Source organism: Snodgrassella sp. M0110, from assembly GCF_016101465.1.
Classification (GTDB): Bacteria; Pseudomonadota; Gammaproteobacteria; order Burkholderiales; family Neisseriaceae; genus Snodgrassella; species Snodgrassella alvi.
The window spans coordinates 58,024-73,992 of sequence record NZ_JACFQM010000008.1; the positions used below are offsets into that span (position 1 = coordinate 58,024).

Consider the following 15,969-nt stretch of genomic DNA (forward strand, 5'->3'; position numbering starts at 1 on the left):
CGGATTACTGAGTAACTTAAAAACAGTTTAATCCGCCAGGTTAATTAAAGTTTATTTTGTTTTAGTATGGTAGCGCTTATAAGCATCTTTAAAATGAACCTGTACTATCTCACTTGGTTTTTTATCACATAAACTAAAAATAATGATTGCAATTGATGCAAGTATGAATCCGGGGATGAGTGAATACAGATTTAACCAGTTAAAATTGATCCAAAGCAATACTGTGACGGCACCGGTAATCATACCGGCTAATGCGCCGTTACGTGTCATACGTGACCAGAATACAGAAAAAATAATAATCGGACCAAATGCCGCCCCAAAACCAGCCCACGCGTGGCTCACCAAATCCAGAACGCTGTTATTCGGATTAATTGCCAGCAAAATGGCAATCACAGATACTATAAACACCATTATTCGTCCAATCCAGACCAATTCTTTCTGTTTTGCTTTTGGACGGAAAAATGCGCGATAGAAATCTTCTGTCAAAGCGCTTGAGCAGACCAACAGCTGGCAGCTTAAGGTACTCATCACAGCAGCCAGAATTGCAGCGAGAATAATACCGGCGACCCATTGATTGAAAAGTAATTTAGATAACTCGATAAAAATCCGCTCCTGTTTTCCATTGTTGACCAGATAGCTTAGCTCTGGATGGTTGGCAAAATATGCTATTCCGAAAAAGCCGACGGTAATGGCACCGGCCAGACATAAAATCATCCATGTCATGCTGATACGGCGTGCGTTTTTCATTACTTCATGCGAATCAGCAGCCATAAATCTGGCTAAAATATGCGGCTGCCCGAAATAGCCCAACCCCCAGCCTAGCAATGAGATTACGGCGATAAAATCCATATGGGCAAAAAGATTGGTATAGTCCGGATTCAGGTTTTCAATATGAATGAGTGCATCAGAAAAACCACCGGCATTAATGATTACCATTATGGGGGTTAAAATCAGAGCAAACATCATCAGACTTGCCTGAATGGTATCTGTCCAGCTAACCGCTAAAAAACCACCTATAAGCGTATAAAGAATAGTTGCACCAGCTCCTGCCAGCATAGCCCAGCCATAGCTCATGCCAAAAGTGCTTTCAAATAACTTAGCTCCGGCAACAATTCCTGATGCACAATAAATTGTAAAAAAAATCAGAATAATTACTGCTGAAATAATACGCAGTAACGAGCTGTTATCTTCAAATCGATGCGTAAAATAATCGGGTAAAGTTAACGCATTATGGTTGATTTCTGTAAAAACACGCAGTCGTCCGGCAATCAATAACCAGTTCAGGTAAGCACCAAGTACTAAGCCAATGGCTATCCAGCTTTGTGAAATACCAAATAAAAATACTGCACCCGGTAATCCCATCAGCAGCCAGCCGCTCATGTCAGAAGCTCCGGCCGAAAGTGCAGTTACCACGCTGCCGATACGACGCCCGCCCAGAATGTAATCACCAAAATTCTGTGTTGACCGATAGGCAAAAAAACCAATTGCAATCATTCCTAAAATGTACACAGCGAATGTGACAATCATTGGCAAGGACATAGTTTTGAAAAACCCTGTGTATAAAAATTGAAATAAAAATGGACCGATTTGAACATTAAGGTATTCCGCTAAAAATTAGCCGAAAAATAAAATTCATTCCATTTTTTTCGATGTATGTTAAAGATTAAATAGTGTAATGTAATAATTGATCATGCAAGAGAATATCAAGGCAAAGCCGGATTTAACCTGCACGAATTGACAGAGTATATAATAATTGCCAGACAAAGTAATTATTATAATTTGTTTTTGGAAGCAATTACTATTTGCCAAAAACATTTGATTTTATCGTTCAGTTATAAGTGCAGACTCTTTTGAATTTGAGTCAGTAAATTGCCATATTTTTTAATCTGCTAATCATTATGATTAAAACTATTATAGTGCTTCTATTGTCTATATATACGGATATTACTATTTTGATTTAATGGTTTTAGTATCAAAAATTTAACTAAATTATACGCTGATAAAGAGTAAAATTAATTACTCTGTTTTTGTGTTTTGGCTAGGTGAAGTTTAGATAAAATAGAGAACTAAATAAAAGTGGTCAATTTTATTGAATCATTATTTCTCAATAGTCAAAGGAAACTATGTTTGAATTTAATGCAGGTATTGTCGGAAAGGTTTCATGGTAAAGCAAAAAACTCAGTTTCAATGTCGCAGTTGTGGTGGAAGTTCACCTAAATGGCAGGGGCGTTGTCCTCATTGTGGCGAATGGAATACTCTGGAAGAAACAACAGTTTTATCTGCACCTTCTTCTGGCAGTCGTTTTCAATCATGGGCATCAAGTGAATCGGCGGTACAGTTACTGGCAGAAGTCAGTGCAGTTGAAATACAGAGAACGCCAACAGGAATGAGTGAGCTGGACAGAGTACTTGGAGGTGGTTTAGTAGACGGAGCTGTTATTTTGTTAGGCGGAGATCCGGGTATTGGAAAATCTACATTATTGCTGCAAACAATAGCCTTGATGGCCGAACAGGAATCCGTATTGTATGTTTCCGGAGAAGAGTCAGCTCAGCAGGTTGCTTTACGTGCCCAGCGTCTTGGTGTACGTGCGGACAAAGTTCATTTACTGGCAGAAATACGTGTAGAGGCAATCAGTGCAGTTATTGCACGCCAAAAACCCAGAGTGGTAGTAATCGATTCTATTCAGACCATGTATTCTGATGGTATTACTTCAGCCCCCGGTTCCGTGTCACAGGTTAGGGAATGTGCAGCACAATTAACCCGTCTGGCGAAGCAACAGGGTATCAGCATGCTGCTGGTTGGTCATGTAACTAAAGATGGCGCGATTGCCGGTCCCAGGGTGCTGGAGCATATGGTGGATACAGTATTGTATTTTGAAGGGGAAACTCATTCAAATTATCGTATGATTCGGGCTATTAAAAACCGTTTTGGTGCCGCTAATGAGTTGGGTGTTTTTGCAATGACAGAAAAAGGGCTGAAGGGGGTTTCCAATCCTTCAGCATTGTTTTTATCCAGTTATCGCGATGATGTTCCCGGCTCATGCGTTCTTGTTACTCAGGAAGGTTCACGCCCCTTACTGGTAGAAATTCAGGCGCTTGTTGATGATGCTCATGGTTTTGCTCCAAAACGATTAACTGTAGGGCTGGCTCAGGAGCGTCTGGCAATGTTGCTGGCTGTGCTGAACCGTCATGCCGGTATTGCCTGTTATGATCAGGATGTGTTTCTTAATGCTGTAGGTGGTGTGAAAATTACCGAACCGGCAGCAGATCTGGCTGTGATTCTGGCCATGCTTTCAAGCTATCGTAATCGACCATTACCGGAAAAGCTGATTGTATTCGGAGAAGTCGGGTTATCAGGTGAAATTCGTCCTGTTCCGCGCGGACAGGAACGTTTGCGAGAGGCAGAAAAACTTGGATTTACTCATGCCATAGTACCTGCAGCTAATTGTCCCAAACGGACGGCAGATTTTCCAAGGCTGACTATTATCGGGGTAAATTCGGTACAGGAAGGTGTAGATGCTACACGACGTGATTAATTTTATATTTGTCTTTAGCTAATTAAAAGAATAGGCTTTACTTTTGTAGGTGCTTTCGTACCGTCTAAGAAAAATCAAGGAGATAAAATATGTCACAGCCAATTAAACTAATTGCGATCATGGATTTGAAAGCAAATGCCTGGATAAATATTGCTGCTGCGGTTGAGCAATGTGTGGAATTGTCACGTAAAGAAAAAGGAAATGTGTTTTACACCGTTAATAAAGATTTAGATAAGGCTGATCGAATTATATTTATTGAATGCTGGGCTGATGATGCAGCAATTAATGAGCATGGTAATACTGTACATTTTCAAAACCTGATTAAAACAGTAGAACCATACTTGAAAGAACCAATGCAATTAATAAAATTAAGTGAAATTACTGCTTTTTAATTTTACTAAATATATTATCTCTGGTTCTCACAGACTATACAGGCTGAATTTTCAGTTTTGATAAACTGATTTTGGCCGGATAAATTGCTATTTCCAGACAGTAATTAATTTCAAATCTGGATTTAATTTTTGGTGACACAAGATGAAAACCGTTTATATCGAAGAACAAAAAGTTGCTTTAGGTAATATTTTTTGTATTGGAAGAAATTACACAGAGCATATTAAAGAATTACATAATGTAAAACCTGAAGAACCCGTGGTATTTATGAAGCCAACTTCTTCTCTGGCTCTGGAGTCTGATGATATTCAATTACCATCCTATAGCTCCGATGTACATCATGAATGTGAGTTGGTTATATATATGGCAGAAGATGCTTTCGATGTTCAGGAAAATGAGGCGTTAGATTATGTCGGTGGCTATGCTATTGGTCTGGATTTAACTGCGCGAGATGTACAGACAGAGTTAAAGAGTAAAGGTTTGCCATGGGAAAAAGCCAAAGGGTTTCCTACAGCAGCCTGTTTATCGCACTTTATTCCACCAGCTGAAATTGATGATATCCAGCAACAGGAATTTTTCTTAAAGGTAAATGGAGAGATACGCCAGCAGGGTTATACAAAAGATATGATGTTTACGTGCCGGCAAATTATCAGTTATCTGTCCGGGGTTTATGGTTTGCAGGCAGGTGATATTATTTACACCGGCACACCTGCCGGAGTTGCTGCGATTCAATCCGGTGATGAACTGGAATTAATCTGGCCGGATAAAATCAAAGCTACATTCCAAGTAGCTTAAGCTAGCTTTAGTTGAGCTGATTTTGCATTATTCAGGCGCAATTTTTCATTGCGCCTGAATGCTTTAAGTAAATAATTTTTTAAAATCAACAGATAAGTTTCTTGATAATATTGCTATATAGTAGTGTCTAACAGATACCGCACCCTTTATAATAACTTACTTTCAAAATTGAAATCTTTTTATGCCAAGCAAACCATTGTCGCTCAGACTACCCTTTTGGTTAATACTGTATTTCATCTTGTGGACGGTATTACCTTTTATGCTTTCCTCAAGTTATCCCTTAGATGTTCCTGAGGGTATTTACTGGGGACGTGAATGGCAATGGGGATATTATAAGCATCCGCCATTTTCAAGCTGGGTACTCTATTCTTTTTACTATACTTTTGGTCATATTGGTCCGTATATTTTAAGTCAATGTACAATAGCATTGTGTTTATGGCTGGCTTATTTGTTTGGCCGGCAACTAATGAGCAAAAGCCGGGCTTTTATCGGTGCATTGTTTTTGCTGGCAATATTTTATTACACGTGGCCTTCTCTTGAATTCAATCATAATATAGCGCAAATGCCAGTATGGCTGGGTTTAGTCTATATCTTTTATCTGGCTATTCGAGAAAATCGCTGGAAATACTGGTTATTGTATGGTTTGCTGGCTGGTATTGGCATGCTGGTAAAATATACCGTTGCCTTACTGTTATTAACTATGGTGTTATATTCATTGTGTACACCGAACCGACGGTTATGGCTGACACCAAAGCCGTGGCTGGCAATTCTGCTTGCTCTGATTGTGTTTGCTCCGAATATATACTGGCTGATAGAGCATAACTGGTTACCACTGACTTATGCTTCTGCACGCTCAGCTGAAGATGCAAACCGTAACGGGCATCTGGCGGCTCTGGGCTATTTCGGCACTCAGCTAATTAATCATTTACCTATTTTATTTATTTTGCTGTTTACCCGTACACGATTGAGTTTACGCCCGTCTGTTCAGGTATTGCGTCAGCGTGACTGGTATTTTCTTTTATGGATGGGATTAGTTCCTACGCTGATACTTGTATTTGCCGGACTGATTTTTGGACTAGGATTACGTGATATGTGGGGTATGCCGATGTGGGGCCTATCTGGACTCATAATCGTGTCTCTGATTCCCGAACCGGTATTTATATCTAAAGATAAATCTTTGCTGAAAGGTATAGCAGTCTGGGCGTTTATTGTTACCATATTGATGGCTGTTTATATAGGATTCGGAGCCAGAATCCGTCATAAACCTTCTCGGATGGACTGGCCTCAGGCTGCACTGGCCAAACAGGTTGATGATCAATGGCAGGAGTTATCTTCTTGTAAGCTTGATAGTGTGACTGGTTCAGACTGGGTAGTATTGCTGGTAGCTTCTTATTCAAAATTTGCTCCATCAGTCATGGTTTCCGGTAATTCCGCTTATTCTCCATGGATGAGCAGTAGTCGTTTACAGCAGCAGGGTACGCTGGCATTATGGCCTGCGGATGAACATCCTCAGACACCATGGTTAGAACCTTTAGCCCATCATTCTGAGCTGGTTGTAAAACAAGGTGAGTGGATAGTTCGATGGAATAAATTACCCGATCGAGAGCCTCTTAAGGTAGTCTGGCAGGCATACATACCGAAAAAATGTTTAAAACAACAATGATTTTTTATATTTATATAAAATTAAAAATGATTAATAATACATTTGGATTATCTCAGTTTGCTTTTAGGCTGAGAGGTAAATGATATGGATAAAGTTAGCACTGGTTTAAGTATTATTCTGCCGGTATATAATGATGCAGCAGCTATAAATCGCTTTTTGCCTGAACTGTTTGATTTTACCAGTCGGCAGCAACAGAACTGTGAAATTATTTTAGTAGATGATGGTAGTAAAGATCATCTGACTACATTATTTGAAACGTTTCGACAGCAATTACCAAGTAATACAGCATTGAGGCTGATACAATTTTCGCGTAATTTTGGTAAGGAAGCTGCACTTACGGCCGGATTAGCGCAATCTCAGGGCGAACTGGTTACCATGATGGATGCTGACGGGCAGCATCCGGTTTCAGTACTGGAACAAATGCTTGAATTAATTCAGACCAATAATGTGGATGTGGTGGCCGCCGTACAGGCTTCACGTGAACATGAAGGCTTATTAACCCGGATGCTGAAAAATGGCTTTTACCATTTTATGCAGGACACTCACCGGTATGAGCTGAAATCTAATGCAGGTGATTTCAGACTGATGAAACGCCGGGTTGTTGAAGCTTTACTCAAGCTACCTGAGCGGCAGCGTTTTATGAAAGGGTTGTACGCATGGGTAGGATTTTCTACCATTTATATACCTTTTCAGGCCTCTGAACGACAGGCAGGCAAGAGTAAGTTTAATTATTTCAGCCTGTTTGAGCTGGCTTTAATAGGCATTACTTCGTTTTCCCAGCGTCCATTACGCTGGATTTCCAGAATGGGAATGATTATTTCATTCCTTTCGATTGTCTATGGATTGTATATCGTTGCTGATACTCTTTTTTTTGGCAAAGACCTTGCTGGCTGGCCGACACTGGCAGCCGGAATTATGTTTTCTGCCGGGATTCAGCTCGTTTGTCTTGGTGTAATTGGCGAATATATCGGTCGTATTTATGAAGAAGTAAAACAGCGGCCGCTTTATCTGATAGACAAAGTGTGGGACAGTCGCGAAAAATAATGAAATCTGTTTCTGCACAAGGCATATGGTTTACTCTGGTAGGAGGAGCAGCCGCTGCTATGCATTTTTTATGTTTGGTGGTGTTAGTTCAATATGCTCACTTTTTACCTGTTTTGGCCAATCCTCTGGCTTTCCTTTGTGCTTTTGTTATCAGCTTTACCGGTCATTATTACCTTACATTCAGTTTGACGCAACATACATGGTTTCAGGCTCTTTGGCGCTGGTTATTCAGCTCTATAGCCGGTTTTATGATAAACCAGATTTTATTTATGGCAGGTATACACTGTTTTGGAAATCAGGCCTATTGGTGGTTATGGTTTATTGTTACGCTGATAGTGACAGTTTTATCTTTTATACTGGGTAAATTCTGGGCATTTAATGAAAAGGCACATAATGAAACCAGTAATGATTAACGTAGATGATCTGGGTTTATCTGCAGCTGTAAATGAAGCTGTGCTGCGTCTGTCTGAAATGGGACGTATACAGGCAAGCAGCTTTATGAGTCTGGGCAACATTGCTTCGGATGAGGTTGAAGAATTGAAAAAACAGCATATTGATATTGGATTGCATCTGGATTTTACCGGTTTTGCCGGGCTGGGTACGCTGAAACAGGTACTGTCTAAATCTTATCTGCATGTATGGCCAGAAAAAATTTTGCAGGATATTATTAATCGTCAGCTGGATGCTTTTGAAGATAAAATTAGTAGTATACCTGCTTTTATCGATGGTCATCAGCATGTACATCAGTTCCCGCAGATACGCTCTGTACTACTAAATATAATCTTGCAGCGTTATGGAAATACAATAGCAGTACGCAGCACAAAAACTTCTCAGAAAGATATCAAGGCAAAATTAATTCATACCCTTGGCGGTCACGCTCTCGACAGCGCTTTAAATGCAGCTAATATTAGGCACAATCATTTCTTTGCAGGTATCTATAACTTTAATGCCGATTTAAAAATTTTACAGCATAAATGGAACAACTGGCTTGGCATGTCTGCTGAACATCCATTGTTGATTATGTGCCATCCGGCAGTACCTTCAGAGCACTGGAATGATGAAATTAAAAATGCGCGTGAATACGAATGGCAATGGTTACAAAGTGAAGAATTTGCGCAATGCTGGCAGCAACATCATTGTTATGGCGTTAACTGGCATAATTTTAAACAATAGCTTTATTTTATACGCTAAAAAAGAGTAATACATAATAATGAACTTAATCACCAAGATTTACAGTATACTTGCATTTTTTAGCTGTAGTCATTAGAAAATCGGTCAGCACGTTTACGATTTATCAAGTACACTATCTGTATTGCATTACATCTGGATCATTGGAAATCAGATCGCAGCGAGTATTTAAGGATCGTTATGATCATATTTGAAAATATAAAAAAAACTTATATCAAAAATAAACAGCAGGTTCATGCCCTGAATGATATTAACCTTTCAGTTGATACGGGTGATATCTATGGGCTGATTGGGTGGAGTGGCGCAGGTAAAAGCAGTTTAATTCGTCTGGTTAACCAGCTTGAAAAACCAACATCCGGTACGGTTACTGTTGACGGTGTAGATTTAAACAAACTGGATACCAAGGCTCAGCGTGAGCATAAGAAAAAAATCGGCATGATTTTTCAGCATTTTAATTTACTGGAATCTAAAACGGTTGCTCAGAATATTGCAATTCCATTAGTTTTACAGGGATTAAAACGTGATGAGATAGACCGCAGAGTCGATGCTATGTTGTCGTATGTTGATCTGGCTGGTAAAAAGCAAAGTTATCCAAGCCAGTTATCCGGTGGTCAAAAACAGCGTGTCGGGATTGCCCGTGCTCTGATTACAGAACCAACAATATTATTATGTGATGAGGCTACTTCCGCATTAGACCCTCAGACTACTTTATCTATTCTGAAACTATTAAAACAAATTAATAGCGAACGCAATATCACTATTTTACTGGTTACTCATGAAATGGAAGTGATTAGCTCCATTTGTAATAAAGTAGCGGTGATGGAAAAGGGGCAGGTAATTGAGAAAGGAACTGTACTTGATATTTTTTCCGCCCCTCAGCAAGAGACAACGAAAAAATTTGTCAGCACAGTAATCAATGCAAAAATACCCGAAGCAGTGTTGGATAGTCTGGTTGAACAGGAAAATATATTCAGGTTGGAATTTTTAGGTAATTCAGCTAGAGAACCAGTAGTTAATGAGCTTATTTTAAAACAACTGGTGGAAATTAACATACTTTTTGCCAATATGCGCGAAATAGGCGGAGTAGTGCTGGGAAGTATGTTTATCCAGATGAATGGTATTGAGACAGATGTAGAAAAAGCGTTGACATTTTTGCAGGACAGAGGCGTTCGAGTGGAAAGAGGTGGTGTATGAATCAGTGGTTTGATACCTCATTAACTGCTGACCAGTTTGGTACGGCAATATTGCAAACTTTCAATATGGTCAGTATCTCATTTGTTCTGGGATCGATACTCGGAACAGCCTTAGGTGTACTGTTATTGCTTACCCGACAGGGAGGAGTATGGCCAAAGCCGATACTGTATAATTTGCTAAATATTATTATTAATATTGTTCGTTCATTACCCTTTATCATTTTGCTGATTTGTGTGTTACCAATAGCCAGTCTTGCTATCCATACATCTATTGGTACCAAGGCAATGATCATTCCGTTGATTATTTTTGTTTCCCCTTATATTGCTCGGTTAATTGAAAATTCCTTATTAAGCGTACCGGCAGGTATTATCGAAGCAGCTCAATCAATGGGAGCAACCAATTTTCAGATTATTCGCTATTTTATTTTACCTGAAGCTATGCCCTCTATTTGGCTGGCCTTAACTACAGCACTTATCGGTTTAATTGATGCTACAGCCATGTCTGGTACAGTTGGTGGCGGAGGTATCGGTGATTTAGCTGTTAATTACGGATACCAGCGATTTGATTATGTAATTATGATTGTTACAGTTGTCGTTCTGGTATTAATTGTACAAATTATTCAGACCATGGGTAACTGGCTTGCAGCTAAGACTAAAAAAAATTAACTTTCTATTTATTTAAAACGGCTTATTTTAAGCCGTTTTTAATGTCTGCATGTATATAAATTTCTTATCTTTGGTTATAAGCAGTCAGTCTTTTAATATTCATATGCAATGATTAGACTACCCAGCTATATTATATTTTTTCCATAAGCCAATTAATCTTTAATTCACATAAATAAAACGTACTTGCTGTTATGTGAATTAAAAATATGAAATTGACTATCATCGGAGCCAATAGCATGAAGTTTTTTAAGCAAATTATTATTTTAATTACTGCCTGTCTGGTACTGGGAGCCTGTCAGCAGGATAAAACCAGTAATAAACAGATTATTGTCGGCACTTCACCCGGCCCCTATAGCCAGCTTTTTCTTGATGCAGTAAAACCTATTCTGGAAAAACAGGGATATCAAATTAAACAAGTTGATTTTTCTGATTTAATGCAGGCTGATATCGCTTTACAGCAAGGCAGTATTGACGTAAATGTTGATCAGCATACTGCCTATATGGATGCATTTAATCAGAATAAAAAAGCCAATCTGGTTGCTTTAACTCATATTCCTACTGTGCCAACAGCAATTTACTCTAAGCGCCATACAAACTTGCAGGCTATAAAAAAAGGGAGTGCTATTGCAGTTCCAAACGATCCGGCAAATGCGGCACGCGCCTATCGTCTGCTGGCAAAAGCTGGCTGGATTACCCTTAAGCCTTCAACTAATCCGGGAATGATATCTAAAAATGATATTAAGTCAAATCCTTATGAATTGAATATCACTGAGCTGGATCCGGGCAATATTCCGCGTACTTTATCAGATTTTGATTATTCAGTTATACCCGGAAGCAGGGCATATGCTGCCAAAATTAATCCTGATCTTGCTTTGTTACAGGAAGATATTATTCCTTCATTTGAATTAGTTGTGGCTGTAAGAGCAGATAATGCTCCAAAAGAATGGGCACAGGCTGTGAAATCAGCTTATAGCTCAGCAGAGTTCAAACAGTATATGCACACACACAATACCAAAAATTACTGGTATGTGCCGAAAGAAAATAACTGAGATAGATGTACAGTTATAAAAAAACTGCCTTTAGACAAAAGGCAGTTTTAATTATGTGCCGTGAATTATAGCTTATGCTGCAAAGCGTTTTTCTACTTCATTCCAGTTAACGATTTCCCAGAAATTACTTAAGTAATTCGGACGGCTGTTGCGATAGTCAATATAATATGCATGTTCCCAGACATCGCATGTCAGCAAAGGAGTGTTGTCAGTGGTCAGAGGTGTGGCTGCATTACTTGTAGAAACCAGATCAAGATTACCGTCCGGTGTTTTTACCAGCCAGGCCCAGCCTGAACCAAAAGTACCTGCAGCAACTTTGTCGAATGCTTCTTTAAAAGCATTAAAACTTCCCCATTTAGCATTGATTGCATTTGCTAAAGCACTATTTTCTGTTAATGCAGCGCCTTTTGGCGTAAAGCCAAACCAGTAAAAAGTGTGGTTCCATGTTTGAGCTGCATTATTAAATAACCCGCCCGAAGATTTTTTGATAATTTCTTCCAATGGCATATTCTCAAACTCTGTTCCCTTAATTTGGTTATTCATATTGGTAATATAGGTCTGATGATGTTTACCATAATGATATTCCATGGTTTCTTTTGAAATATGTGGTGCTAATGCATCAAGAGCATAAGGCAGTTCTGGTAATTTGTGTTCCATGGTTGTGATTCCTTCTGATAGAGTGGGTGTTGCTTATTTTACTGTGAGCTCATTTTTAGTTAAATGGGATATATTTTTAAAATATAACCATTTTAACCCATTTTAAACCATCATGTGGTTTGTTAATATTGTAATACACTGCTATCAATGCCTGCAAATAAGCAGATAAGCAGGAGCTTAATGGTAAAATAAATAAAGTAGTGATTAAAGTTAAAAGACATGGAAGAAATTGATATCAGTATTGATGAAACAAATCAATTAGCAGTACCACCGCATTCTATGGAAGCTGAACAGTCGGTTTTAGGTGGTCTGATGCTTGAAAACAGTGCTTGGGACAGAATTGCAGACTTAATAGATGAAGACGACTTTTACCGTCATGAACATCGCCTGATATTCAGAGCAATTAAGGCTCTAGTAGAATTGTCACGTCCGGCAGATGTGATAACTGTACAGGAAGAATTGCAAAAAAAGGAAGAGCTTGATCCGGCAGGGGGGTTGGAATATTTGATAACACTGGCACAAAATACGCCATCAGCAGCAAATATTCGAAGGTATGGTGAAATTGTCCGTGAACGCTCTATAATGCGTCAGTTGGCACAAGTGGGAACACAAATTGCCCGCTTAGCTTATAGCCCGCAGGGAAAAGATGCAGCTCAAATGCTGGATGAAGCCGAAAACAGTGTTTTTCAGATTGCTGAATCAACTGCACGATCAAAACAGGGCTTCCTGACTATGCCTGTATTGTTAAAAGAGGTTGTAGCTCGAATTGATTACCTGTATTCTCGTGATAATAAAAACGATGTGACTGGTGTTTCAACTGGCTTTATTGATTTGGATAAAATGACATCAGGTCTGCAACCGGGAGATCTGATTATTGTTGCAGGTCGTCCGTCAATGGGTAAAACGGCTTTTTCACTGAATATTGCTGAACATGTCGCTATTGCAGAAAAATTACCGGTAGCTATTTTTTCAATGGAAATGGGTGGTGCACAATTGGTTTTGCGTATGTTAGGTTCTGTAGGCCGTGTTGATCAAAGTGTTCTGAAAACAGGTCAGTTACAGGATGAGCACTGGGGTAAACTCAACGATGCAGTAGTTAAACTCACCGATTCGCCAATGTTTATTGATGAAACCCCCGGCTTAACTGCTCTGGAAGTGCGTGCACGAGCACGCAGACTGGCGCGACAACAAGGTGGTAAACTAGGACTGATTGTGCTTGATTATCTGCAATTAATGTCTGGGTCTGGCCGCTCAGACAACCGTGCTTCTGAGCTGGGTGAAATTTCACGTTCTTTAAAATCACTGGCTAAAGAACTTCAGGTGCCTATTATTGCATTGTCACAATTGTCCCGTACAGTAGAGCAGCGAACAGATAAGCGACCTATGATGTCGGATTTGCGAGAATCAGGAGCCATCGAACAGGATGCAGATTTAATTATGTTTATGTATCGTGATGAGTATTATCATCCTGACAGTCAGTTTAAAGGTCTGGCAGAATGTATTATCGGTAAACATCGTAATGGTCCAACAGGAAAAGTTCACCTTACTTTTCAGGGGCAGTTTACAAAATTTGATAATGCAGCTATGCCTGAAGGCTATTTTGATGATTAGGCACTTTCCAAAATTATGTGAAATGATGTAAAATTAGCTTAAAATAAATTTATTTTATATTGTATATGGCACTTTATAGGGCGATCTTATGGTCTCATCAAAACCTGTTAATGCTGGTTTTACTTTAATTGAAGCGTTAATTGTTTTAGCAATTACAGCAATTCTGGCTGCAATTGCTTTTCCTCAAATGCAAAGAATGATTGCTACGCAGCGTGCCTATAATCGTGCAGATCAAATTTTATCTTTATTTCAGTTTGCGCGCGCAGAAGCAATCCGGACAAATCAGCCAGTATTAATTTGCCCGACTAAAATCAAACAAAATGCAGCTACTTCTAATGGTTGTGAAAATTTTAGTAATTATAATAACGGTGCCGGGTGGCAGGGATTTATGGCATTTAATGATAAGAATATGGATGGCAGTTATACACAAAATATAGATTCAATGATACGGGTTGTTGCTGTAAATCAGAACAATGATAATAAACTAAATATAAATACAGGATTTTGCAATTCTAATCAAAATGCATGTAATTCTATTACCGGAAGTGGCGTTTTAGGCTTTATGCCAAACGGTCAGTTTGGTATCGGTAACGGAGCAAATAAAAGTAACTGGAACATTGGTCAGTCCAATGTGGTTGTTGAAATCACCGATATACAATATGCTAGTATTAGTAGACGTATTGTTGTTACACCTAGTGGCAAACCTATAGCATGTTATGGCAAAAATGGTACAAATATCCGAGAATGTAGTTTAGCGCTGCCTTAACCAAAATAATGGAATATAAATATGTCTCAATTAGAAATTAAAAAATCTAAACATAATTTATACAATTATAAATTACAACAAGGTACAACTATAGTTGAAGCAGTAGTTGCGATTTTTGTGCTTTCTTTTGGCGTACTTGTGTTAATGCTCGCTCAGATCAATGCAGTGAATACATCAATAAATGCGGCAAATCAAGGTGAGGTAACAAGAGCGGTACAAAATCTTGTAGAAGAAATGCGTTCTCAACCGAAATTAGTAATTAACGAAAAATTGGATGCTAATTCGACTAAAATACAGTTTATTGGTAAAGATTATTCTGAATATGCCACCACTGATATAAATACCTGTTCTGCTAGATTGAATGTGCATTTGATAAATACAACCTTAAATAGTTGTGTGATTAATGCCAATGGAAATGTTAGGGTTAGTTGGGGAGGGCAATCTTTAGGCAATAACGATACAACTGATGAATTTTCATATAGTTTGACAGCAGGCCAATCATGAAAAAAAATGCTCATATTCAAATTAATTTATTTAATTATCGAAATAATTTGAATTCATTACAGCTTTTTAAAAAGCAATCCGGATTTAGTTTGATTGAATTAATGGTGGCCTCAATCATTAGTATCATTGTATTACTGGCTGCAAGTTCAACCTTTTTTAGCACATATAGATTGAAAGAACAGGTAAAAAGTAGAGTTGAATATGAGCAGGATGTAAGAAATGCTGCGAACTTGCTAAGAAGTGATGCCAGGCAGTTAGGTAATTTTAGTTGTATGCAACCGCCTACAGCAGATGATTTAAGTAATATTTTTGATGCCACTTTTTCTCCTACACCTGCGAATGGGAGCCAGTATTTATCCACAATTTTTAATGGTGATATTGGAGTAACTCAGGCTAGTGGAAGTCAATCACTGATCATAACTTATATTAATGAAGATTATGCAAATGGATTGGTTGCAACTGATTGTGGTAAAGATATCCCTGATTTGGCAAACCATATAAATGCAGCGGTATATTTGGTTGGTACAACAAATGACGGTGATCAAGCCCCGGGGCTTTACCGGGTAAACTACAGTAACGGTGTATGGACATCTCCTCAGTTGATTATAAGTAATGTATCAGATATACAATATAGTTTTGAATATGACGGACATCAGGATGCAGATTGTCCTCAAACAGCATCAGACATTGTTGAACCTAACAATGTTTCCAGCCAGGCTGTAAATACCGCTAACTATGAAAAACCTCCAGTATTAATAACAGCAACACTGACTATTAATCCTGCTCAGGCAAACAATCAAAGTGTGAATTATGTAATCAATGCAATGGTAAGACAGGGCGAAGTTTGTATTAATAATCAGGCAACTCAGGCATCTCAACCCTGATTAAGTATTCAAATATTTAAATAG

The 15,969-nt window shown here is 38.7% G+C and carries 16 protein-coding genes; 14 read left to right on the plus strand and 2 right to left on the minus strand.

Features of this window, described 5'->3' with window-relative positions; all coding sequences use genetic code 11:
• Nucleotides 1–51: 51 nt before the first annotated feature.
• Nucleotides 52–1,539, minus strand: coding sequence for a sodium/proline symporter PutP (putP, locus tag H3T84_RS09875; protein ID WP_198218997.1), 1,488 nt, complete (start codon nucleotides 1,537–1,539; stop codon nucleotides 52–54).
• A gap of 622 nt (nucleotides 1,540–2,161) precedes the next feature.
• Between putP and radA the strand changes: the two genes are divergently transcribed.
• The 10 genes from radA (at nucleotide 2,162) to H3T84_RS09925 (ending at nucleotide 11,523) form a co-directional block, all read left to right on the plus strand.
• A complete protein-coding gene (gene radA / locus H3T84_RS09880; protein ID WP_110414198.1) occupies nucleotides 2,162–3,535 on the plus strand; it encodes a DNA repair protein RadA in 1,374 nt (457 codons plus the stop codon).
• Nucleotides 3,536–3,624: 89 nt separating this feature from the next.
• A complete protein-coding gene (locus tag H3T84_RS09885; RefSeq protein WP_078475561.1) occupies nucleotides 3,625–3,927 on the plus strand; it encodes a putative quinol monooxygenase in 303 nt (100 codons plus the stop codon).
• A 142-nt stretch (nucleotides 3,928–4,069) separates the two neighbouring features.
• Nucleotides 4,070–4,720 carry a fumarylacetoacetate hydrolase family protein gene (locus H3T84_RS09890; RefSeq protein WP_198218998.1) on the plus strand — a complete coding sequence of 217 codons (651 nt, stop codon included), beginning with the start codon at nucleotides 4,070–4,072 and terminating at the stop codon, nucleotides 4,718–4,720.
• 259 nt (nucleotides 4,721–4,979) lie between these two features.
• Nucleotides 4,980–6,383: a glycosyltransferase family 39 protein gene (locus H3T84_RS09895; RefSeq protein ID WP_198218999.1), complete on the plus strand. Its 1,404-nt coding sequence runs from the start codon at nucleotides 4,980–4,982 to the stop codon at nucleotides 6,381–6,383.
• Between the two features lie 84 nt (nucleotides 6,384–6,467).
• Nucleotides 6,468–7,427, plus strand: coding sequence for a glycosyltransferase family 2 protein (locus H3T84_RS09900; protein ID WP_198219000.1), 960 nt, complete (start codon nucleotides 6,468–6,470; stop codon nucleotides 7,425–7,427).
• Complete coding sequence (locus H3T84_RS09905) at nucleotides 7,427–7,840, plus strand: GtrA family protein (RefSeq protein WP_198219001.1); 414 nt, start codon at nucleotides 7,427–7,429, stop codon at nucleotides 7,838–7,840. The genes H3T84_RS09900 and H3T84_RS09905 overlap by 1 nt, the downstream gene beginning before the upstream one ends.
• On the plus strand, nucleotides 7,821–8,600 hold the full coding sequence (locus tag H3T84_RS09910) for a ChbG/HpnK family deacetylase (protein WP_198219002.1): 780 nt from the start codon (nucleotides 7,821–7,823) through the stop codon (nucleotides 8,598–8,600). The genes H3T84_RS09905 and H3T84_RS09910 overlap by 20 nt, the downstream gene beginning before the upstream one ends.
• Before the next feature lie 195 nt (nucleotides 8,601–8,795).
• Entirely contained in the window at nucleotides 8,796–9,809 is a 1,014-nt protein-coding gene (locus H3T84_RS09915; RefSeq protein ID WP_174833332.1) for a methionine ABC transporter ATP-binding protein, read from the plus strand.
• Nucleotides 9,806–10,474, plus strand: coding sequence for a methionine ABC transporter permease (locus H3T84_RS09920; RefSeq protein WP_198206531.1), 669 nt, complete (start codon nucleotides 9,806–9,808; stop codon nucleotides 10,472–10,474). The genes H3T84_RS09915 and H3T84_RS09920 overlap by 4 nt, the downstream gene beginning before the upstream one ends.
• Nucleotides 10,475–10,710: 236 nt before the next feature.
• Nucleotides 10,711–11,523, plus strand: coding sequence for a MetQ/NlpA family ABC transporter substrate-binding protein (locus tag H3T84_RS09925; protein WP_037474055.1), 813 nt, complete (start codon nucleotides 10,711–10,713; stop codon nucleotides 11,521–11,523).
• Nucleotides 11,524–11,595: 72 nt separating this feature from the next.
• On the opposite strand, the gene H3T84_RS09930 is transcribed toward H3T84_RS09925, so the two are convergent.
• Nucleotides 11,596–12,180: a superoxide dismutase gene (locus tag H3T84_RS09930; RefSeq protein ID WP_198219003.1), complete on the minus strand. Its 585-nt coding sequence runs from the start codon at nucleotides 12,178–12,180 to the stop codon at nucleotides 11,596–11,598.
• Between the two features lie 219 nt (nucleotides 12,181–12,399).
• Between H3T84_RS09930 and dnaB the strand changes: the two genes are divergently transcribed.
• The 4 genes from dnaB to H3T84_RS09950 all read left to right on the plus strand — a co-directional run bounded on the left by dnaB (nucleotide 12,400) and on the right by H3T84_RS09950 (nucleotide 15,945).
• Nucleotides 12,400–13,791: a replicative DNA helicase gene (gene dnaB, locus H3T84_RS09935; RefSeq protein ID WP_198219004.1), complete on the plus strand. Its 1,392-nt coding sequence runs from the start codon at nucleotides 12,400–12,402 to the stop codon at nucleotides 13,789–13,791.
• A gap of 88 nt (nucleotides 13,792–13,879) precedes the next feature.
• Complete coding sequence (locus H3T84_RS09940; RefSeq protein ID WP_198219005.1) at nucleotides 13,880–14,557, plus strand: GspH/FimT family pseudopilin; 678 nt, start codon at nucleotides 13,880–13,882, stop codon at nucleotides 14,555–14,557.
• A 21-nt stretch (nucleotides 14,558–14,578) separates the two neighbouring features.
• Nucleotides 14,579–15,061, plus strand: coding sequence for a hypothetical protein (locus H3T84_RS09945; protein WP_174833337.1), 483 nt, complete (start codon nucleotides 14,579–14,581; stop codon nucleotides 15,059–15,061).
• Complete coding sequence (locus H3T84_RS09950; RefSeq protein WP_198219006.1) at nucleotides 15,058–15,945, plus strand: PilW family protein; 888 nt, start codon at nucleotides 15,058–15,060, stop codon at nucleotides 15,943–15,945. The genes H3T84_RS09945 and H3T84_RS09950 overlap by 4 nt, the downstream gene beginning before the upstream one ends.
• Nucleotides 15,946–15,969: the final 24 nt, after the last annotated feature.

What these genes read in the sequence shown, in the direction of transcription:
- H3T84_RS09910 (WP_198219002.1), top strand. Translation starts at nt 7,821, where the DNA reads ATGAAACCAGTAATGATTAACGTAGATGATCTGGGTTTATCTGCAGCT.
- H3T84_RS09895 (WP_198218999.1), top strand. Translation starts at nt 4,980, where the DNA reads ATGCTTTCCTCAAGTTATCCCTTAGATGTTCCTGAGGGTATTTACTGG.
- H3T84_RS09945 (WP_174833337.1), top strand. Translation starts at nt 14,579, where the DNA reads ATGTCTCAATTAGAAATTAAAAAATCTAAACATAATTTATACAATTAT.
- H3T84_RS09940 (WP_198219005.1), top strand. Translation starts at nt 13,880, where the DNA reads ATGGTCTCATCAAAACCTGTTAATGCTGGTTTTACTTTAATTGAAGCG.
- H3T84_RS09920 (WP_198206531.1), top strand. Translation starts at nt 9,806, where the DNA reads ATGAATCAGTGGTTTGATACCTCATTAACTGCTGACCAGTTTGGTACG.
- radA (WP_110414198.1), top strand. Translation starts at nt 2,162, where the DNA reads ATGGTAAAGCAAAAAACTCAGTTTCAATGTCGCAGTTGTGGTGGAAGT.
- H3T84_RS09930 (WP_198219003.1), bottom strand. Translation starts at nt 12,180, where the DNA reads ATGGAACACAAATTACCAGAACTGCCTTATGCTCTTGATGCATTAGCA.
- H3T84_RS09905 (WP_198219001.1), top strand. Translation starts at nt 7,427, where the DNA reads ATGAAATCTGTTTCTGCACAAGGCATATGGTTTACTCTGGTAGGAGGA.
- putP (WP_198218997.1), bottom strand. Translation starts at nt 1,539, where the DNA reads ATGTCCTTGCCAATGATTGTCACATTCGCTGTGTACATTTTAGGAATG.
- H3T84_RS09890 (WP_198218998.1), top strand. Translation starts at nt 4,070, where the DNA reads ATGAAAACCGTTTATATCGAAGAACAAAAAGTTGCTTTAGGTAATATT.
- dnaB (WP_198219004.1), top strand. Translation starts at nt 12,400, where the DNA reads ATGGAAGAAATTGATATCAGTATTGATGAAACAAATCAATTAGCAGTA.
- H3T84_RS09915 (WP_174833332.1), top strand. Translation starts at nt 8,796, where the DNA reads ATGATCATATTTGAAAATATAAAAAAAACTTATATCAAAAATAAACAG.
- H3T84_RS09885 (WP_078475561.1), top strand. Translation starts at nt 3,625, where the DNA reads ATGTCACAGCCAATTAAACTAATTGCGATCATGGATTTGAAAGCAAAT.
- H3T84_RS09950 (WP_198219006.1), top strand. Translation starts at nt 15,058, where the DNA reads ATGAAAAAAAATGCTCATATTCAAATTAATTTATTTAATTATCGAAAT.
- H3T84_RS09900 (WP_198219000.1), top strand. Translation starts at nt 6,468, where the DNA reads ATGGATAAAGTTAGCACTGGTTTAAGTATTATTCTGCCGGTATATAAT.
- H3T84_RS09925 (WP_037474055.1), top strand. Translation starts at nt 10,711, where the DNA reads ATGAAGTTTTTTAAGCAAATTATTATTTTAATTACTGCCTGTCTGGTA.